This is a genomic window from Candidatus Poriferisocius sp., from assembly GCF_965219775.1.
Classification (GTDB): Bacteria; Actinomycetota; Acidimicrobiia; order Acidimicrobiales; family Bin134; genus Poriferisocius.
This window is the reverse complement of record NZ_OZ244793.1, coordinates 1892900-1908809: the sequence shown is the minus strand read 5'-3', so window position 1 is coordinate 1908809 and position 15910 is coordinate 1892900. Positions and strand designations below refer to the sequence as shown.

18 protein-coding genes and 1 tRNA gene are annotated in these 15910 nt (G+C 70.8%); 15 read left to right on the top strand and 4 right to left on the bottom strand.

Annotated features, from left to right (window positions below):
* Positions 1–3: 3 nt before the first annotated feature.
* Positions 4–1440 (top strand): hypothetical protein, encoded by a 1437-nt coding sequence (locus tag ACOQPQ_RS08580; protein ID WP_420639025.1) that lies wholly within the window; start codon positions 4–6, stop codon positions 1438–1440.
* Between the two features lie 15 nt (positions 1441–1455).
* Here the strand turns inward: ACOQPQ_RS08580 and hemB are convergent, their stop codons facing one another.
* Positions 1456–2442, bottom strand: coding sequence for a porphobilinogen synthase (gene hemB, locus ACOQPQ_RS08575; protein ID WP_420639024.1), 987 nt, complete (start codon positions 2440–2442; stop codon positions 1456–1458).
* Positions 2443–2541: 99 nt separating this feature from the next.
* On the opposite strand from hemB, the gene ACOQPQ_RS08570 reads away from it, so the two are divergent.
* The 4 genes from ACOQPQ_RS08570 (at position 2542) to rlmB (ending at position 5193) form a co-directional block, all read left to right on the top strand.
* Complete coding sequence (locus ACOQPQ_RS08570) at positions 2542–3192, top strand: dienelactone hydrolase family protein (RefSeq protein ID WP_420639023.1); 651 nt, start codon at positions 2542–2544, stop codon at positions 3190–3192.
* 5 nt (positions 3193–3197) lie between these two features.
* Positions 3198–3836: a 2-C-methyl-D-erythritol 4-phosphate cytidylyltransferase gene (gene ispD / locus ACOQPQ_RS08565; protein ID WP_420639022.1), complete on the top strand. Its 639-nt coding sequence runs from the start codon at positions 3198–3200 to the stop codon at positions 3834–3836.
* Between the two features lie 8 nt (positions 3837–3844).
* Positions 3845–4315, top strand: coding sequence for a 2-C-methyl-D-erythritol 2,4-cyclodiphosphate synthase (gene ispF, locus ACOQPQ_RS08560; protein WP_420640381.1), 471 nt, complete (start codon positions 3845–3847; stop codon positions 4313–4315).
* Positions 4316–4452: 137 nt separating this feature from the next.
* Positions 4453–5193 (top strand): 23S rRNA (guanosine(2251)-2'-O)-methyltransferase RlmB, encoded by a 741-nt coding sequence (rlmB, locus tag ACOQPQ_RS08555; RefSeq protein WP_420639021.1) that lies wholly within the window; start codon positions 4453–4455, stop codon positions 5191–5193.
* 58 nt (positions 5194–5251) lie between these two features.
* On the opposite strand, the gene ACOQPQ_RS08550 is transcribed toward rlmB, so the two are convergent.
* Positions 5252–5324: transfer RNA gene (locus ACOQPQ_RS08550), tRNA-Thr, on the bottom strand.
* Positions 5325–5430: 106 nt separating this feature from the next.
* On the opposite strand from ACOQPQ_RS08550, the gene ACOQPQ_RS08545 reads away from it, so the two are divergent.
* Genes ACOQPQ_RS08545 through ACOQPQ_RS08535 form a run of 3 tightly spaced genes read left to right on the top strand, consistent with a single transcriptional unit; the run spans position 5431 to position 7347 of the window.
* Positions 5431–5691 (top strand): DUF3263 domain-containing protein, encoded by a 261-nt coding sequence (locus tag ACOQPQ_RS08545; RefSeq protein WP_420639020.1) that lies wholly within the window; start codon positions 5431–5433, stop codon positions 5689–5691.
* 21 nt (positions 5692–5712) lie between these two features.
* Entirely contained in the window at positions 5713–6351 is a 639-nt protein-coding gene (locus ACOQPQ_RS08540; RefSeq protein ID WP_420639019.1) for a LytR C-terminal domain-containing protein, read from the top strand.
* A 6-nt stretch (positions 6352–6357) separates the two neighbouring features.
* Positions 6358–7347 (top strand): glycerate kinase, encoded by a 990-nt coding sequence (locus tag ACOQPQ_RS08535; RefSeq protein WP_420639018.1) that lies wholly within the window; start codon positions 6358–6360, stop codon positions 7345–7347.
* A 44-nt stretch (positions 7348–7391) separates the two neighbouring features.
* On the opposite strand, the gene ACOQPQ_RS08530 is transcribed toward ACOQPQ_RS08535, so the two are convergent.
* A complete protein-coding gene (locus ACOQPQ_RS08530) occupies positions 7392–8291 on the bottom strand; it encodes a glucosyl-3-phosphoglycerate synthase (protein WP_420639017.1) in 900 nt (299 codons plus the stop codon).
* 54 nt (positions 8292–8345) lie between these two features.
* Here ACOQPQ_RS08530 and ACOQPQ_RS08525 point away from each other — a divergent pair, with 54 nt between their 5' ends.
* The 5 genes from ACOQPQ_RS08525 to ACOQPQ_RS08505 all read left to right on the top strand — a co-directional run bounded on the left by ACOQPQ_RS08525 (position 8346) and on the right by ACOQPQ_RS08505 (position 13462).
* Complete coding sequence (locus ACOQPQ_RS08525) at positions 8346–8621, top strand: ubiquitin-like small modifier protein 1 (protein ID WP_420639016.1); 276 nt, start codon at positions 8346–8348, stop codon at positions 8619–8621.
* A gap of 138 nt (positions 8622–8759) precedes the next feature.
* Positions 8760–10385, top strand: a complete 1626-nt coding sequence (groL, locus tag ACOQPQ_RS08520) for a chaperonin GroEL (RefSeq protein ID WP_420639015.1) — start codon at positions 8760–8762, stop codon at positions 10383–10385.
* 104 nt (positions 10386–10489) lie between these two features.
* A complete protein-coding gene (locus ACOQPQ_RS08515; RefSeq protein ID WP_420639014.1) occupies positions 10490–10960 on the top strand; it encodes an FABP family protein in 471 nt (156 codons plus the stop codon).
* On the top strand, positions 10957–11754 hold the full coding sequence (locus ACOQPQ_RS08510) for a formate dehydrogenase accessory sulfurtransferase FdhD (protein ID WP_420639013.1): 798 nt from the start codon (positions 10957–10959) through the stop codon (positions 11752–11754). The genes ACOQPQ_RS08515 and ACOQPQ_RS08510 overlap by 4 nt, the downstream gene beginning before the upstream one ends.
* 70 nt (positions 11755–11824) lie before the next feature.
* A complete protein-coding gene (locus tag ACOQPQ_RS08505; RefSeq protein WP_420639012.1) occupies positions 11825–13462 on the top strand; it encodes a thiolase C-terminal domain-containing protein in 1638 nt (545 codons plus the stop codon).
* Between the two features lie 41 nt (positions 13463–13503).
* Here ACOQPQ_RS08505 and ACOQPQ_RS08500 read toward each other — a convergent pair whose 3' ends face one another.
* Positions 13504–14877 (bottom strand): glycoside hydrolase family 3 protein, encoded by a 1374-nt coding sequence (locus ACOQPQ_RS08500; RefSeq protein ID WP_420639011.1) that lies wholly within the window; start codon positions 14875–14877, stop codon positions 13504–13506.
* Between ACOQPQ_RS08500 and ACOQPQ_RS08495 the strand changes: the two genes are divergently transcribed.
* On the top strand, positions 14876–15172 hold the full coding sequence (locus tag ACOQPQ_RS08495) for a DUF1330 domain-containing protein (RefSeq protein ID WP_420639010.1): 297 nt from the start codon (positions 14876–14878) through the stop codon (positions 15170–15172). The genes ACOQPQ_RS08500 and ACOQPQ_RS08495 overlap by 2 nt on opposite strands.
* 16 nt (positions 15173–15188) lie before the next feature.
* Positions 15189–15878 (top strand): chlorite dismutase family protein, encoded by a 690-nt coding sequence (locus tag ACOQPQ_RS08490; protein WP_420639009.1) that lies wholly within the window; start codon positions 15189–15191, stop codon positions 15876–15878.
* Positions 15879–15910 lie beyond the last annotated feature (32 nt).

The window sequence follows — 15910 nt, the reverse complement described above, 5'->3', positions numbered from 1 at the left end:
CCAGTGAATCGCAGGCTTCCGCCCTGGCGCACGGCGGTCCTCCTCCTGGCCCTGGTGGTGGGGCTGACCGCCTGTCAGGTGGACATCGAGGTGGGCATCGGCTTCAACGAGGACGGCTCGGGGGTGGTCACCGTGGACGTGGCCCTCGACCAGGAGGCGGCCGCTCTGGCCCCCGACATCACCTCCTCGCTGCTCACCGGCGACATCGAGGACCCGGCCTCGGGGTGGACCTACAACGGCCCCCGCATCGACGGCCAGGGCCGGACCAGCTTCTCCGCGTCCAAGAGCTTTGCCTCGCCTCAGCAGCTTGAGCTGGTGCTGGCCGAGATCTTCGGCTCGCCGGAGGTGTTCCGGGATTTCACCTTCGAGCGGTCCACGTCGTTTGCCCAAACCGACTATGCGGTCGCCGGGGTGGTCGACCTGTCGGACGGCTGGGAGCTGTTGACCGACCCCGAACTCACCGACCGCCTCGGGGGCGAACCCTTCGGGGAGCCGATCGGCGATCCCGCCGCCGCGCTGTCGGGGGTGTCGGTGATCCTGACCCTGGATCTGCCGGTGGGGGCCGAACAGCAGGAGGTGTTGGCCCTGGGGCAAGGGGCAGTGAGCGTGGAGATGACCGCCCAAGAGGAGAGCGGCACCGCGGTGATCCTGCGGTGGGTGGCCTGGGCGGCCTTCGCCCTGGTGGGCCTGTCGGTGTTGATCGCGGTGGCGGGCTACCTGCTGGAGCGACGGGCCCGCGAGCGCCGAACCGACCCCACCATCTCCGAGGAGTCGCCCGTCCGCACCACCGGCCCCTCCCCCGAACAGCCTCCCTCCCGCCGGCTGCGCCAGGTGGTCCTGAACCCGCTGGGGGTGCTGCTCGAACCGGGGGCGGAGCCGGCAGAGTTGCTGGCCTCCTTCGCCGCCCAGCGTGGGTCCGAGGCCGACGAAGAAGAGGCTCAGCGACTCCACCACCAGGCGATTCTGGGCCGTATCTCCCCGGCCGAGCTGTGGACCGGATTGGGACTGGACGACGACCCCGCCGAGCTCACCGAGCAGTTCCTGGCCCAGTACACCGTACGCTCGGGGGCCCGGGACTTCATGGCCGAGATGGCCCGCCGCCGGTTGCCGGTGGCCTGTTTGACCAACGACATCGCCGCATGGTCGTCGGCGTTGCGGGAGCGGCTGGAGATCGTGGGCGTGGACACCTGGATCGTGAGCAGCGACGTGGGGGTGTGCATGCCCGCCCCCGGCATCTACGAGGCCCTGCGCCGGACCACCTCCATCCCCTACGAGAACACCCTGCTGGTGGACGTGAGCGTGGAGCATCTGGACGCCGCCCAGGCCCTGGGCATGTCCACCGCATTGTTGGCCGACGTCCGGCCCCAGGAGGGTGACGCCCCCTCGCACGCGGTGGTCACCAGCTTCTCCGACTTCTTCCGCCGCCGAGCCCGCTCCTGATCGGGGCGGCCTCCCTCAGCCGAGAAGGCGGGCGGCGTCGGCGGCGAAGTAGGTCAAGATCACGTCGGCCCCGGCCCGGCGGATGCCGGTGAGGGTCTCGGCCACCAGCGACTGCTCGTCCAGCCAGCCGGAGGCGGCCGCCGCCTTGATCATCAGGTACTCGCCGCTCACCTGGTAGGCGGCCACCGGCACCACCGAGGCGTCGGCGAACCGGCGCACCACGTCGAGATACGGTCCCGCGGGCTTGACCATCACCATGTCGGCCCCCTCGGCGGTGTCCAGCTCCAGCTCCCGCAGGGCCTCCCGGGCGTTGGCCGGGTCCATCTGGTAGGTCTTCTTGTCCCCCGAGCGGGGGGCCGAGTCGAGGGCGCCCCGGAATGGGCCGAAGAACGACGACGCGTACTTGGCCGTGTAGGCGCAGATGCCCACCTCGGTGTGGCCGTGGTGGTCGAGCGTCTCCCGGATGGCCCCCACCCGGCCGTCCATCATGTCGCTCGGGGCCACGATGTCGGCCCCGGCGTCGGCGTGGGTCAGGGCTTGGCGGCACAGAATGTCCACCGTCTCGTCGTTGATGATGGTGCCGTCGGGGGCCACCACGCCGTCGTGGCCATCGCTGTTGTAGGGGTCGAGGGCCACGTCGGTCATCACCACCGTGGCGGGGCACGCCGCCTTGATGGCCTTGATGGTCTGGGGAATGAGCCCGTCGGGGTTCCAGGCCTCGTCGCCGGTGGGGGTCTTCAGTTCGTCGGGGGCGGCCTCGAACAGCACCACCGACTGCACGCCCAATTCGGCCGCCCGCCGGGTCTCGGCCACCAGGCCGTCCACGCTCCAGCGGTACACGCCGGGCATCGACGCGATGGGTTCGTCGGGACCCCGGTGGACGAACAGGGGGAGCACGAGGTGGGCCGGGCTCAACTCGGTCTCCCGCACCAGGGCCCGGATGGCCGGGGTTCGCCGGTTGCGCCGGGGCCGGGCCGACAGCTCCAAGTGGGGATGTGCCATGGGACCATGCTCCCAGATCGGCGGCGACCGCGCCCCGCCGATGGGGGAGACGGGTGCGCTGCGTTCATGGCACCCCCGCCGGTGGGGTAGAAAAGGGGCGTGCGCATCGAGCTGGCCACGGGGACGACGGCTGAACTGGTCGAGGTGGAGGGGGCCGACCGGGGCCTGGTGCTGATTCCCGACATCATGGGGCTGCGGCCCCTGTTCGACGACCACGTGGCCCGCCTCGCCGGCCAACAGGGCTGGACGGTGTGCGCGCCCCAGATGTTCCCCGGCCAGGAGCAGCTCACCGTGGAGGAGCGGATGTCGGCGGCCGCCGAGCTGGACGACGCCCAGGTGCTGGCCGACGTGGCCGCCGCGGCCGGCGCCACCGGCTGCGCCACCGTGGTGGTGGCCGGGTTCTGCATGGGGGGCATGTACACCCTGAAGGCCGCGGCCACCGGGCGGTACCACCGGGCGGCCGCCTTCTACGGCATGATCCGCCTGCCCGACAACTGGAGGGGCCCCGGCCAGGGTGAACCGCTGGAGATGCTGGCCGCCGGCGACCCCTGTCCGCTGATGGCCGTCATCGGTACCGACGATCCCTTCACCCCCGCCCCCGATGTGGCCGCCCTGGCCGCCACCGGGACGCAGATCGCCTCCTACGAGGGGGCCCAGCACGGTTTCGTCCACGACCCCGATCGGCCCGCCCACCGGCCCGCCGACGCCGCCGACGCTTGGGCCCGGGTCCTGGATTTCCTGGGCCAGTAGGCACGATGGCCGCGCCCCTGTCGGTGTGGACCGTGGTGGTGGCCGCCGGGTCCGGCACCCGGTTCGGGGCGGCCAAGCAGTACGTGGAGCTGGCCGGTGTCCGGGTGGTGGACCGCAGCGTGGCCCACGCCGCCGCGGTGAGCGACGGGGTGGTGGTGGTGGTGCCCCCCGGCGACGTCGAGGCCGAGACGCTGCGTTCCCGGGCCACCGCGGTGGTGGCCGGTGGATCCAGCCGGGCGGCCTCGGTGCGACGGGGATTGGCCGCCGTGCCTGACGATGCGGCCGTGGTCTGCGTCCACGACGCGGCCCGTCCGCTGGCCGACCGCCACGTGTACGAGCGGGTCATCGGCGAGGTGCGGGCCGGGGCGGCCGGGGCGGTGCCGGTGGTGCCGGTCACCGATACCATCCGCCGGGTGGACGGAGGCGTGGTGGATCGCAGCACCCTGCAGGCGGTGCAGACCCCCCAGGCCTTTCGGGCCGAGTTGCTGCGGGCCGCCCACGCCGATGCCGCCGAGGCCACCGACGACGCCGGCCTGCTGGAAGCGGCCGGGCACCCGGTGGTCACCGTGGCCGGCCATCCTCGGAACATCAAGATCACCCACCCCGACGACGTGGCCGCCGCCGAGGCCTGGTTGAGGTCATGACGGGGGATCTGCGAGTGGGTCACGGGTTCGACACCCACCGGTTCGCCGACGACGGGGATCGCCCCTTGATCCTGGGCGGGGTGCGGTTCGAGGGCGCCGCCGGCCTCATCGGGCACAGCGACGGGGATGCGGTGGCCCACGCCGTGGCCGACGCCCTGTTGAGCGCCGCCGGCATGGGCGACATCGGGATGCTGTTCCCCGACACCGACGAGGCCTGGGCCGGGGCCGACAGCATGGGGTTGTTGGGCACGGTGATGGAACGGCTCTCGGGAGCGGGATGGCGGGTGGTGAACGTGGACTGCACGGTGGTGACCGAGGCCCCCAAGATCGCCCCCCGTCGCCCGGAGATGGAGGCCCGTCTCGGCGAGGTGGTCGGCGCTCCGGTGGCGGTGAAGGGCAAGCGGGCCGAGGCCCTGGGCGCACTGGGACGGGGTGAGGGGTTGGCCTGCTGGGCGGTCACGCTGATCGAGCGCCGGTGAGCGCCCGCAAGCGACCACAAGTTCGGGGCGGGCGGCCACCGGGCGGAAACCGACCGAGGGGTCAAGGCTCCCGGCGACCGCCGGGTGGCCCGGGGAAGCCCCGTCGCCAACGGTCGGCGGGCCTGGGCGGAGAGCGGGTGGAGGGCCGCCAGGCGGTACGGGAGCTGCTGGTGGCCGGGATTCGCCCCACCCACGAGGTGGTGATCGCCGCCGGTCAGAACCACTCGGGCATGCTGGCCCAGATCGTGGAGTTGGCGGGCGAGCTGCGGGTGCCCGTCAAGGAGGTGGCCCGATCCAAGTTCGAGGCCATGGCCGTGACCGAAGCCCCCCAAGGGGTGCTGGCCCGGGCCGCACCGCTGGCCGAGCGCGACCTGGACGATCTGGCTCGAGGGGCCCCGGACCGTCCGGCGTTCCTGTTGGTGCTGGACGGGGTCACCGATCCCGGCAACGTGGGGGCCGCCCTGCGCACGGCGGAATGCGCCGGGGTCACCGGGGCGGTGCTGGGCCGACACCGGGCCGCGCACATCACCCCGGCAGCGGCCAAGGCGGCGGCCGGGGCGGTGGAGCACGTGCCCATGGCGGTGGTGCCCGGTGTCCCCAATGCGCTGTCCCGGCTGGGCGAGCTGGGGGTCTGGACGGTGGGGTTGGACGTGTCGGCCCCCACCGCGGTGTACGACATGAACGTGGCCGCCGAGGCGGTGGCCCTGGTGGTGGGCAGCGAAGGCCGGGGGCTGTCGCGCCTGGCCCGCCAACGCTGCGACGTGGTGGTCACCATTCCGTTGGCCGGTCGCCTCAGCTCGCTCAACGCGGCGGCGGCCACCGCCATCGGTTGCTTCGAGGTGGCCCGCCACCGCCCGCGCCCGGCGCCACCCTCATAGGGCTTCACCGAGGGCGTTCAAATGGAGCCCGAGACGGTGCCGAGACTCGGCCCCATCGAGCCCGAGACAGGAATCGAACCTGCGACCGGCTGTTTACAAGACAGCTGCTCTACCGACTGAGCTACTCGGGCGTTGGTCGGAGCACCGGCGAGGCGGCTGGGGCTCTTGGGCAGAGCATACGGGGTCGGTTCGGGGAGGGTGCTTGAATATGGCCCTGGCGTAGGTAACGCTTGTGGCATGGCTCTGACGCAGCGGGATCGCGCGATCTTGGACTTCGAGCGCACGTGGTGGCAGGAAACCGGGTCGAAGGAGGCCGCCATCCGCGAGCGCTTCGAGTTGTCCACCACCCGCTACTACCAGTTGCTGAACGAACTATTGGAGGAGCCGGAGGCCATGGCCTACGACCCCATGGTCGTCCGGCGCCTGCGGCGGCTGCGCGATCGCCGGCGCCGGTCGAAGTTCGGCCAGCCCTCGGTGGGCCGCCAACCGTCCCGTTAGCTCCCGAGAACCAGAGGCACCATGGAGTCGAACCGATCATCCAACAACCAGATGGCCCTCAAGGGCGTGCTCCTGTTGCTGGCCCTGTTTGCCGCCGGGGCGTTCGTTTTGGCCCGGGGCCTGGATGACGACAATTCGGGCTCCGAGGCGACCGCCCCCGCGGTGGAGCCCACGGCGGACGTGGTGGCCACCGCCGATCCGGTGGAGGCCCCGACCGACGCCGGCGACACCTCCGCCACCGTGCCCCCGGTGGTCGTCGATGCCCCGCTGCCCGATCCGGTGACCGACACCACCGCGGAGCCGGTGGTCACCTCGGCCCCCGATGAACTGGAGTGCCGCGATCCGTCCACCATCAGCGTGCTGGTGGCCAACGGCACCGACGTGAGCGGGGCGGCCGGCCGGTTGTCCAGCGAGTTGAATGCCGCCAACTACGTGACGCTGCCTCCGGTGAACGCCAGCCCCCAGACCAGTTCGGCCTTCTACTACCGGGCGGGCTACGAGGTGGATGCCCAGTGCATCGGCGAGCAGCTCGGGGTGGGTTCCGGACCGTTCTTTTTGATGTCCGATCCCCCTCCGGGCGGCATCACCCTCGACACGCTGGGCAACGCCTACGTCCTCATCCTGATCGGACCCGACAGCCTGGCCCAGCGACCTGGCTGAGCCGCCGTGCACATCGTTGCCGCCCCCGACAAGTTCCGGGGCACGGCCACGGCGGCGGAGGTAACCGCCGCCATAGCCCAGGCGGCCCGGCCGGTGGGGGCCACCGTGGACGCCGCTCCCATGGCCGACGGCGGCGAGGGCACCCTGGAGGTGCTGGGCGGGGCCAACCGGATCACCACCGTCACCGGTCCTTTGGGCGATCCGGTGGCGGCCCCGTGGCGCCTGGACCGCCGCACCGCGGTGATCGAGATGGCCCGGGCGTCGGGCCTGGCCCTGGTGGGCGGGGCCGAGAGCAACGATCCCCTGGGGGCCACCACCTACGGCACCGGGGAGTTGATCGAGGCCGCCCTGGAGCGGGGGGCCCGCAGGATCCTGGTGGGGGTGGGGGGCTCGGCCACCACCGACGGTGGCCTGGGCGCGCTGCGGGCGCTGTACCCCACCCAGCGGCTCAAGGGGGTGGACCTGTCGGTGGCGTGCGACGTGACCACCCGCTTCGTGGACGCCGCCGAGGTGTTCGGCCCCCAAAAGGGTGCCGGTCCGGCCCAGGTGGAGCTGCTGCGGCGGCGCTTGCAGCGGCTCGCCCAGGTGTACGCCGAGACGTACGGCATGGAGGTGAGCCCTCTGGAGGGCTCGGGGGCCGCCGGGGGGTTGGCCGGAGGGTTGGCCTGCGTGGGGGCCGAGCTGCGCGGCGGCTTCGAGCTGTTGGCCGAGGAGGTCGACCTCTACGGCCGGATCGAGCAGGCCGATCTGGTGATCACCGGGGAGGGAGCCCTGGACGCCACGTCGGTGGAGGGCAAGGTGGTGGGGGGCGTGTGGGAAATGGCCTCCGTGGCGGGCGTGCCGGTGTTGACGGTGGTGGGCCGGGCCGACCCCGCCGTCTCGTCGACCGGCGGGCCGCTGGTGAGCCTGAGCGAGCGCTTCGGCACCGATCGGGCCATGGCCGACACCACCGGGCTGATCACCCAGGTGGTGTCCGACGTGCTGGCCACCCTGTAGGGGCGCCGGCCCCGCGGGTCGCCGCCTTTCTTCGCGAGGCCACCTCAGGGGCCGTGACGGAAGTAGCCGGGCACCTCGATGAGGGGAGGGCGCTCTTGCATGGTGATCTCGGTGTCGCCGAATCCGGGGCGGCGCAGTGTGATGGCCGTGTTCACCAGGGTGCGGTCGGCCCGGTGCAACGCCGCCTGGAGCACCTCGGTGGCCTGGGAGGAGAGCTCGTGCAGCGGGCGATTGCGGTGGACCCGCACCCCCAGGTCCACCTGGGCGATGGCGTCGGGGCCCGCCAACCGCCACACATCGATCAACAGCCCCATCTCCACCCCGTACCCCTGCACGAACGGCACCCGCTCCAGCAGCTCCCTTCGACCGGCGTACTCCCCGGCCAAGGGCTGCACGATGTGGCCCAACTCGGGGAACAGCAGGGCGATGAGCGGTCGGGCCACCAGCTCGGTGGTGCGGCCCCCGCCTCGCTGGTCGGCCCCCACCGGGCGGTGGTAGAAGCCCTTGCAGTAGCCCACCGACGGGTCGGTGAGCAGCGGCCCGAGCAGCCCCACGATGAAATGGGGGCCGAAGTTGGCCACATCGCTGTCGCACCACACCACGATGTCGCCGGTGGACACGTACAGCGACTTCCACAGCGTCTCGCCCTTGCCCGGCTGGTTGCCCAGGTGGGTCAGCACGTCGGAACAGGCCACCACGGTGGCCCCGGCCGCCTTGGCCACCTCGGCGGTGCGGTCGGTGGAATGGTCGTCCATCACGATCAGCTCGTCCACCAGGCCCGGCGCGTCCATGAGTTCGGCCCGCACCGCGGCCACGATGTTCCCCACCGTGCCCTCCTCGTTGCGGGCGGGCAGACACACCGACACCGTGGTCGACCCCTTGGCGTCCACCAGATCGGCGGCCTCGAAGTCGGCTGCGGAAAAGGAACGCCGTCCGCCCACCATCACCCTCGGTCCCTGAGTCGTCTTTGGCGCTGCACCCGAATAGCATCATGGCCCATGAGCGTGACCGTTCGGATACCGACCACCCTTCGCCCGCTGTCCGGAGGGGCCAGCGAGGTCAGCGTCGAGGGCGCCACCGTGCGTGAGGTGATCGCCTCACTCGACGCCGCTCACCCCGGGTTTCAGGACCGACTGATCGACGAGTCGGGCGGACTCCATCGCTACGTCAACCTGTTCGTGGACGACGACGACGTGCGCTTCGCCGATGGCCTGGCCACCTCGGTTCCCGACGGCCAGACCGTGGCCATCGTGCCCGCGGTGGCGGGCGGCTGATTTCCTCCTCGACGCACCACTTGGGTTTGGCGTTTCCCCGCCTCGTCGGTAACCTTTAGCAGTCTCGTGCTGAGAGTGCTAAACGACCGGCACTCCGCCGAGAGGAATCGCCGATAGTTCACAAGGGAGATTTCGAGGATGCCCAAGATCATCTCATTCGATGAGCAAGCCCGGCGCTCGTTGGAGTCGGGAATGAACCAACTGGCCGACGCCGTGCGGGTCACGCTTGGCCCCAAGGGGCGCAACGTCGTGCTGGAGAAGAAGTGGGGCGCACCCACCATCACCAACGACGGTGTGTCCATCGCCAAGGAAATCGAGTTGGAGGACCCCTACGAGAAGATCGGCGCCGAGCTGGTCAAAGAGGTGGCCAAGAAGACCGATGACGTGGCCGGCGACGGCACCACCACCGCCACCGTGCTGGCCTGGTCGATGGTGCGCGAGGGGCTGCGCAACGTGGCCGCGGGCGCCAACCCCATGTCCATCAAGAAGGGGATCGAGGCCGGCGTGGAAGCGGCCGTGGAGGCCATCCACTCCCAGTCGGTGGACGTGTCCTCCGACAAGGCCCAGATCTCCAACGTGGCCGCCATCTCCGCCGCCGACCCCGAGATCGGCGAGCTGATCTCCGAGGCCATCGACAAGGTGGGCAAGGACGGCGTGGTCACCGTCGAGGAGTCGCAGACCTTCGGCCTGGAGCTGGACTTCACCGAGGGGATGCGGTTCGACAAGGGGTACATCTCCCCCTATTTCGTGACCGACGCCGAGCGGATGGAAGCGGTGCTCGACGAGCCCTACATCCTGTTCGTGGGCTCCAAGGTGACCGCCGTGCGCGACATCGTGCCGGTGTTGGAGAAGGTCATGCAGGCGGGCAAGCCGCTGTTGATCATCGCCGAGGATGTGGAGGGCGAGGCCCTGGCCACCCTGGTGGTGAACAAGATCAGGGGTACCTTCAACTCCACCGCGGTGAAGGCCCCCGGCTTCGGCGACCGTCGCAAGGCCATGCTGCAGGACATGGCCATCCTCACCGCCGGCCAGGTCATCAGCGAGGAGGTGGGTCTCAAGCTGGAGAACACCACCCTCGACCTGTTGGGCCGGGCCCGCAAGGTGGTCATCACCAAGGACGAGACCACCATCGTGGAGGGCGCCGGCGACCGCAGCGACGTGGAGGGTCGGATCTCCCAGATCAAGGGTGAGATCGACAACACCGATTCCGACTACGACCGGGAGAAGCTGCAGGAACGTCTGGCCAAGCTGTCGGGCGGCGTGGCTGTGCTCAAGGTGGGAGCGGCCACCGAGGTGGAGCTCAAGGAGAAGAAGCACCGCATCGAGGACGCGGTGAGCACCACCAAGGCAGCCATCGAAGAAGGCGTGGTGGCAGGCGGCGGCGTCACCCTGCTGCGGGCCCAGAGTGCGGTGGACGCCGCCGCGGCCGGTCTTGCGGATGACGATGAGGCCACCGGTGCCCGCATCGTGGCCAAGGCCCTTGAGGGGCCGTTGTCGCAGATCGCGGTGAACGCCGGCCTCGAGGGCGGCGTGGTCGTGGAACGGGTCCGCAACCTGGAGGGCAACTCCGGGCTCAACGCGGCCACCGGCGACTACGAGGACCTGCTGAGCGCGGGCATCATCGATGCCGCCAAGGTCACCCGTTCGGCGCTGCAGAACGCCGGTTCCATCGCCGCGTTGTTCCTGACCACCGAAGCGGTGATCGCCGACAAGCCCGAGGAGAACGGCGGCATGCCCGGCGGCATGCCCGACATGGACTTCTAGGGTTCTCGGACCCAACCCGACGCTCGCCGACCCGGGGCAGTAGTACGCCCCGGGCCCTGCGCCCCGGCATCCCGGTCGGGGCGTCGGCAGCGGTAGCCTGTGGCATGGCCGAACTGCACCCGGCGTGCGTGCCGCTGGCGTTCCTGCTGGGAACGTGGCGGGGAACCGGTATGGGGGCGTACCCCACCATCGAGGACTTCTCCTACGCCGAGGAGGTCTCGTTCACCCACGTGGGCAAGCCGTTCGTGGCCTACGCCCAGAAGACCACCGACGCCGGCACCGGGGTGCCGGTCCACGCCGAGGCCGGCTACCTGCGGCCCCAGGGTGATGGCCGGGTGGAGCTGGTGGTGGCGCAGCCCTCGGGTATCGCCGAGATCCTGGAGGGCACCGTGGCGGGCTGCGACATCCAACTGGCGTCCACCGCCGTGTTGGGCACGCCCACGGCCAAGCCGGTGACCGCCACCCAGCGGCGCTTCTGGGTCAACGGCGAGGTGTTGTTCTCCTCGCTGGCCATGGCGGCCATGGGGCTGGAACTCCAGCACCATGTGGTCTCGGAAATGTACCGGCGGGCATGACCCGGAGCCGGTCCCGGCGGGTGTTGGTGCGCCACTGGGACGGGAGCCACGAGCACCGGCGCCCCGACGACCTGGTGGTGGAGGAGCCGCTCACCATCCAACTCGACGAGGTGGTGGTCACCACCACCATGCGCACCCCGGGCCACGACTTCGAGTTGGCCGCCGGGTTCTGCTTCACCGAGGGGCTGTTGGGCGACGCCCGGATCACCTCGGTCCGCTACTGCGCCAACGGGCCGGCCGCCGACACCGAGTACAACCTGGTCACGGTGGCCACCGACGGCGCCCCCCCGGCCACCCCTCGCCTCGGCCTCACCACCTCGTCCTGCGGGTTGTGCGGCGCCGAGAGCATCGACGCCCTCCGGGAGCGTCTGCGCCCCCTGTCGCCCAACGGGCCGCCGATGCCCGCCGACGTGCTGGCCGCGGTGCCCGAACGGGTTCGGGCCTTCCAGGAGCTGTTCGGCGCCACCGGAGGCGTGCATGCGGCCGCTGCCTTTGGGGCCGACGGTGAGCCCCGCCTGGTGCGGGAGGACATCGGCCGCCACAACGCGGTCGACAAAGTAGTGGGCCGCCTGCTGTTGGACGGCGAGCTGCCCGCCGAGGGTCGGGGCTTGTTCGTGAGCGGTCGGGCCTCGTTCGAGATGGTGCAGAAGGCTTGGGCGGCCGGGTTCGCCGAGTTGGTGGCGGTCAGCGCCCCGTCGGCGTTGGCGGTGGAGACCGCGGCGGCCGCGGGCTTGTGCTTGACCGGCTTTGTCCGCGATGGTCAACTCAACCGGTACACCCCAGCCGAGCAATAGCCGTCGGGTGTCGACCACGGGGGGCATGTCCCCGAGGGGACGCCTGGCCAAGGGGTGAAAGGAGCCCGCCGTGCGCCCACTGCCCAAGCTGACCCCCGAGAACGAGTTCTTCTGGACATCCGGCGCCGACGGGACTCTGCGGTTCCAGTACTGCGAGGCGTGCGGGCGCTATCTCCATCCGCCCACCGTGGGCTGCCCGGGGTGCGGCCGCCCCCCTGAGGTGAGGGCGGTGTCGGGTCGGGCCACGGTGGCGGGGGTCACCGTCAACCATCAGCCGTGGCTGCCCGACATGGAAATCCCCTACGTGATCGCCGTGGTGGCCCTCGAGGACGACCCGCTGGTGCGGCTGACCACCCTGATCGTGGACGCCGAGCCTGACACCGTGGCCATCGGCCTGCCGGTGGCGGTGCGATTCGAGCAGCACGACGACGTGTGGCTGCCGGTGTTCGCCCCCACCGGGGAACCGGTCGCCGAGGATGCGACTTTTCCCGAGCCCGTCCCGGCCCCGCCCGCCCCCATGGTCCGAACCGAGAAGTTCGAGTCTCAGGTGGCCCTCACCGGGATCGGCATGTCGGAGGTGGGGCGTCGGTTGGGCCGTCCCCCGTTGAGCCTGGCCATCGACGCCTGCCGGGCCGCGGTGGCCGACGCAGGTCTGACCATGGACGACATCGACGGCCTGTCCACTTATCCGGGGGGCGGGGCCAAGGACGGCGGACACTCCGAGGGCGGCATCTATCCGGTGGCCGAGGCCCTGGGCATCGCCCCCACCTGGTTCTGCGGCACGATGGAAACCCCCGGCCAGAGCGGCGCGGTGGTGAACGCCATGTTGGCCGTGGCCGCCGGGCTGTGCCGCCACGTGCTGTGCTTTCGCACCGTGTGGGAGACCACCTCGATCGCCTGGGGCAATCGCCGCAACAGCGGGGTGGACGGGGCCAGGCGGGTGTCGGGTGACATGGAGTGGCGCCTGCCCTACGGGGCCATGTCGGCGGGCAACTGGATTGCGCTCATGGCCAGCCACTACTTCCACCGTTACGGCGCCACCCGGGAGCAACTGGGGTGGATCCCGGTGACGGCCCGAGCGGGGGCGGCCCACAATTCCTACGCCATCTACAAGGCCCCGTTGACCATCGACGACTACCTGGGCGCCCGCATGATCACCACCCCGTTCGGCCTGTTCGACTGCGACGTGCCCTGCGACGGTTCGGTGGCCCTGGTGGTGTCGGCGGTGGACACGGCTTACGACCGCCCCCACCCGCCGGTGTTGGTCGAGGCCGTGGGCACCCAGATGGCCGAGCGGATGTCCTGGGACCAGGGCACGCTGCTCCACGAGCCCATGGTGGACGGACCGTCGGCCCATCTGTGGCAGCGCACCGATCTGGTGCCCGCCGATGTGGACGTGGCCCTGTTGTACGACGGGTTCAGCTTCAACGCCCTGTCGTGGTTGGAGGGGCTGGGATTCTGCGGCCGTGGCGAAGGAGCCGCGTATGTGGAGGGCGGTCATCGGATCGCCCTCGGCGGGGAGCTGCCGCTCAACCCCCACGGCGGGCAGCTCTCGGCCGGCCGGTTGCACGGCTACGGGTTCCTGCACGAGGCGGTGGTGCAACTCCGGGGCCACGGCGGCGGCCGGCAGGTGGCCGATGCCGAGGTGGCGGTGGCCAGCACCGGCGGCGGCCACCCCGGAGGCACCTTCCTGTTCACCCGCGGCTGACGGTCACGAAGACCCATCCGACGAGTTCCTGGCCGGTCGGATCAGCTCGGGCCGGACGGGATGATGCCGTACTCGAGCTTGAGGTCCATGATGCGGACCACCGACTCGTAGACGCGCTCGGCGCTGATGGCCCCGCTGGCCACCGCGTCGAGGAGGGCCTGCTTCACCGCCTCCACCTGGCTGAGGTCGTAGTCGCCGGTTTGGTTGGCGATGAGGATCACATCCACCCCGGCGGCCACCGCCGCGATCACCGCCTGATCCAGGCGGTACCGCTCCACGATGGCGCCCATCTGCATGTCGTCGGACACCACCACCCCGGCAAAGCCCAACTCGTCGCGGAGCAGGCCGGTCATGATGGCCGATGACAGGGTGGCCGGGGAGGCCGAGGCGTCCAGATTCCGGTTGACGATGTGGGCGGTCATCACCACGTCGTCGTAGCCGCCGTCGATCATCATGCGGTAAGGGGCCAACTCCTCCTCCCTGGCGTAGCTGTCGGTCACGTCGGTGACCCCGAGATGGGTGTCGCCCACCGCGCTGCCGTGGCCGGGAAAGTGCTTCAGGGTGGGGATCACCCGGCGTTCCTGCAGGGCGCCCACGAAGGCCTCGGCGTGTTCCACCACCACTATCGGGTCGGCGCTGAACGAGCGTTCGTAGGCCCCGATGGCCGGGCTCTCGGGATGGACGTTGACGTCCACCACCGGCGCCAGGTTCCAGTTGATGCCCAGGTCGTCGAGCTGCACGGCCAACGCCTCGGCGGCCGCCGCGGTGTCGCCCACCGGCCCCTGGCCGAGGGTCTGGGCCGACGGGACCACGGCGGTGAACCCGTATCTCTCCTTCAGCCGGTTCACGAACCCGCCCTCGGCGTCCACGGCCACGAAGTAGGGGATGGCCGCTTGCGACTGCAGGTCGGCGATAAGTCCCCGGAGCTGTTCGGGGGAAACGATGTTGCGGGGCTGCTCGCCCCCGCTGGGCACGTCGTAATCGAACAGGATGACCCCGCCGGGCTTGATCCGGTCGAGTTCGGCGGCGGTGGTGGCGTCGAGCTGGGGGCCACGGAACCCGATGAGCAGAAGCTGGCCCACCGCGTCCTCGAGCGACAGGGCTCGGGCGGCGGCCTCGGCCGGTGTGGGTTCGTGCGGCTCGTCGGTGGGGGGTGCCGGGGTGGGCTCCGGCGTGGGCTCAGGGGTGGCCGGTGCCGTGGCGGGGGGCTCAGGAGCAGTGGGCTCGGCGGTGGCGGTGGGTGCGGGTGGGGCCGACGCAGGCTCGGGGCCGTCGGAAGAGCCACAGGCCGCCGCCAGGAGCAGGGTGGCCCCCAGGAGCAGCGCGCCGAGGGTCAACTTCCCCCACGCGACACGCCCGGAGGTCGTCGCGCACTTGTTGGTGCGGGGTCGGGCGACCTGGTAGGCAAAGACCATGCCAGCGTATCTGATCGTGAATTACCAGGTGGACAACCCCGACCTCTACGGGGAGTACATGGCGGCGTCGGCCCCGGCGCTCGGCGTGGGGGAGAACTGCGAGGTGGTGGCGTTCGACACCGCCTCGGAAGTGATGGAGGGTGACACCGCCGGCCACCAGACGGTGGTGCTCAAGTTCGACACCAAGGAGAAGGCCAAAGAGGTGTGGGCCTCGGAGGCCTATCGGGCCGTGGTGGGCAAGCGCCTGGAGGCCACCAGCCGCCACTTCGCCGTTCTGGTGGACGGATTCGGCTGACCGCCTCCCCGCCTCCGTGAACGCTCCCCGGTCCCCGGTCGAGCCCGCCCAGGGCGTCGGGGTGGTGCACCTGTTCTGTCGGACCACGCCGGTCACCGACGCGGCCGCCGTGGTCCAAGCGGTGGATGCCGCCGTGGCCGACGGCGTGCAGGTGGTGCCGGTGGTGGTGCTGGGCCACAAGGCCGACCTGGCCGTCATGGCGTTGCACGCTGATCTGTGGAAGCTGCGCGACCTGCAGTCGGCGCTGGCCCGGGCCCGGCTGGAGGTGGTGGACTCCTACGTCTCGCTCACCGAGTTGTCGGAGTACGCCGCGGGCCTGCCCGACGACACCAAGCAGGCCCGCCTGTATCCCGAGTTGCCCCCGCCGGGGAAACCGGCGTGGTGCTTCTATCCCATGTCCAAACGGCGCAACGTCGACCAGAACTGGTACGAGCTGGCCTATGAGCAGCGACGGGAGCTGATGTACGAGCACGGGGCCACCGGGAGGACGTTCTCGGGGCGGGTGGTGCAGCTCATCACCGGGTCGACGGGCATCGACGACCACGAGTGGGGCGTGACCCTGTTCTGCACCCGGCCCGACGACCTCAAGGACGTGGTCTACACCATGCGCTACGACACCGCCTCGGCCCGCTACGCCGAGTTCGGCCCCTTCTACACCGGCATGGTGACCTCTATCACCGATGCGGTGTCCCATCTGGCAAAATGATCGGCGGCTGTCCCCACACTGTCACCGCCGCC

What these genes read in the sequence shown, in the direction of transcription:
- ACOQPQ_RS08540 (WP_420639019.1), top strand. Translation starts at nt 5,713, where the DNA reads ATGGAGTCGAACCGATCATCCAACAACCAGATGGCCCTCAAGGGCGTG.
- ACOQPQ_RS08495 (WP_420639010.1), top strand. Translation starts at nt 14,876, where the DNA reads ATGCCAGCGTATCTGATCGTGAATTACCAGGTGGACAACCCCGACCTC.
- ACOQPQ_RS08545 (WP_420639020.1), top strand. Translation starts at nt 5,431, where the DNA reads ATGGCTCTGACGCAGCGGGATCGCGCGATCTTGGACTTCGAGCGCACG.
- ispD (WP_420639022.1), top strand. Translation starts at nt 3,198, where the DNA reads ATGGCCGCGCCCCTGTCGGTGTGGACCGTGGTGGTGGCCGCCGGGTCC.
- ACOQPQ_RS08530 (WP_420639017.1), bottom strand. Translation starts at nt 8,291, where the DNA reads ATGGTGGGCGGACGGCGTTCCTTTTCCGCAGCCGACTTCGAGGCCGCC.
- groL (WP_420639015.1), top strand. Translation starts at nt 8,760, where the DNA reads ATGCCCAAGATCATCTCATTCGATGAGCAAGCCCGGCGCTCGTTGGAG.
- ACOQPQ_RS08515 (WP_420639014.1), top strand. Translation starts at nt 10,490, where the DNA reads ATGGCCGAACTGCACCCGGCGTGCGTGCCGCTGGCGTTCCTGCTGGGA.
- ACOQPQ_RS08525 (WP_420639016.1), top strand. Translation starts at nt 8,346, where the DNA reads ATGAGCGTGACCGTTCGGATACCGACCACCCTTCGCCCGCTGTCCGGA.
- ACOQPQ_RS08510 (WP_420639013.1), top strand. Translation starts at nt 10,957, where the DNA reads ATGACCCGGAGCCGGTCCCGGCGGGTGTTGGTGCGCCACTGGGACGGG.
- hemB (WP_420639024.1), bottom strand. Translation starts at nt 2,442, where the DNA reads ATGGCACATCCCCACTTGGAGCTGTCGGCCCGGCCCCGGCGCAACCGG.
- ACOQPQ_RS08500 (WP_420639011.1), bottom strand. Translation starts at nt 14,877, where the DNA reads ATGGTCTTTGCCTACCAGGTCGCCCGACCCCGCACCAACAAGTGCGCG.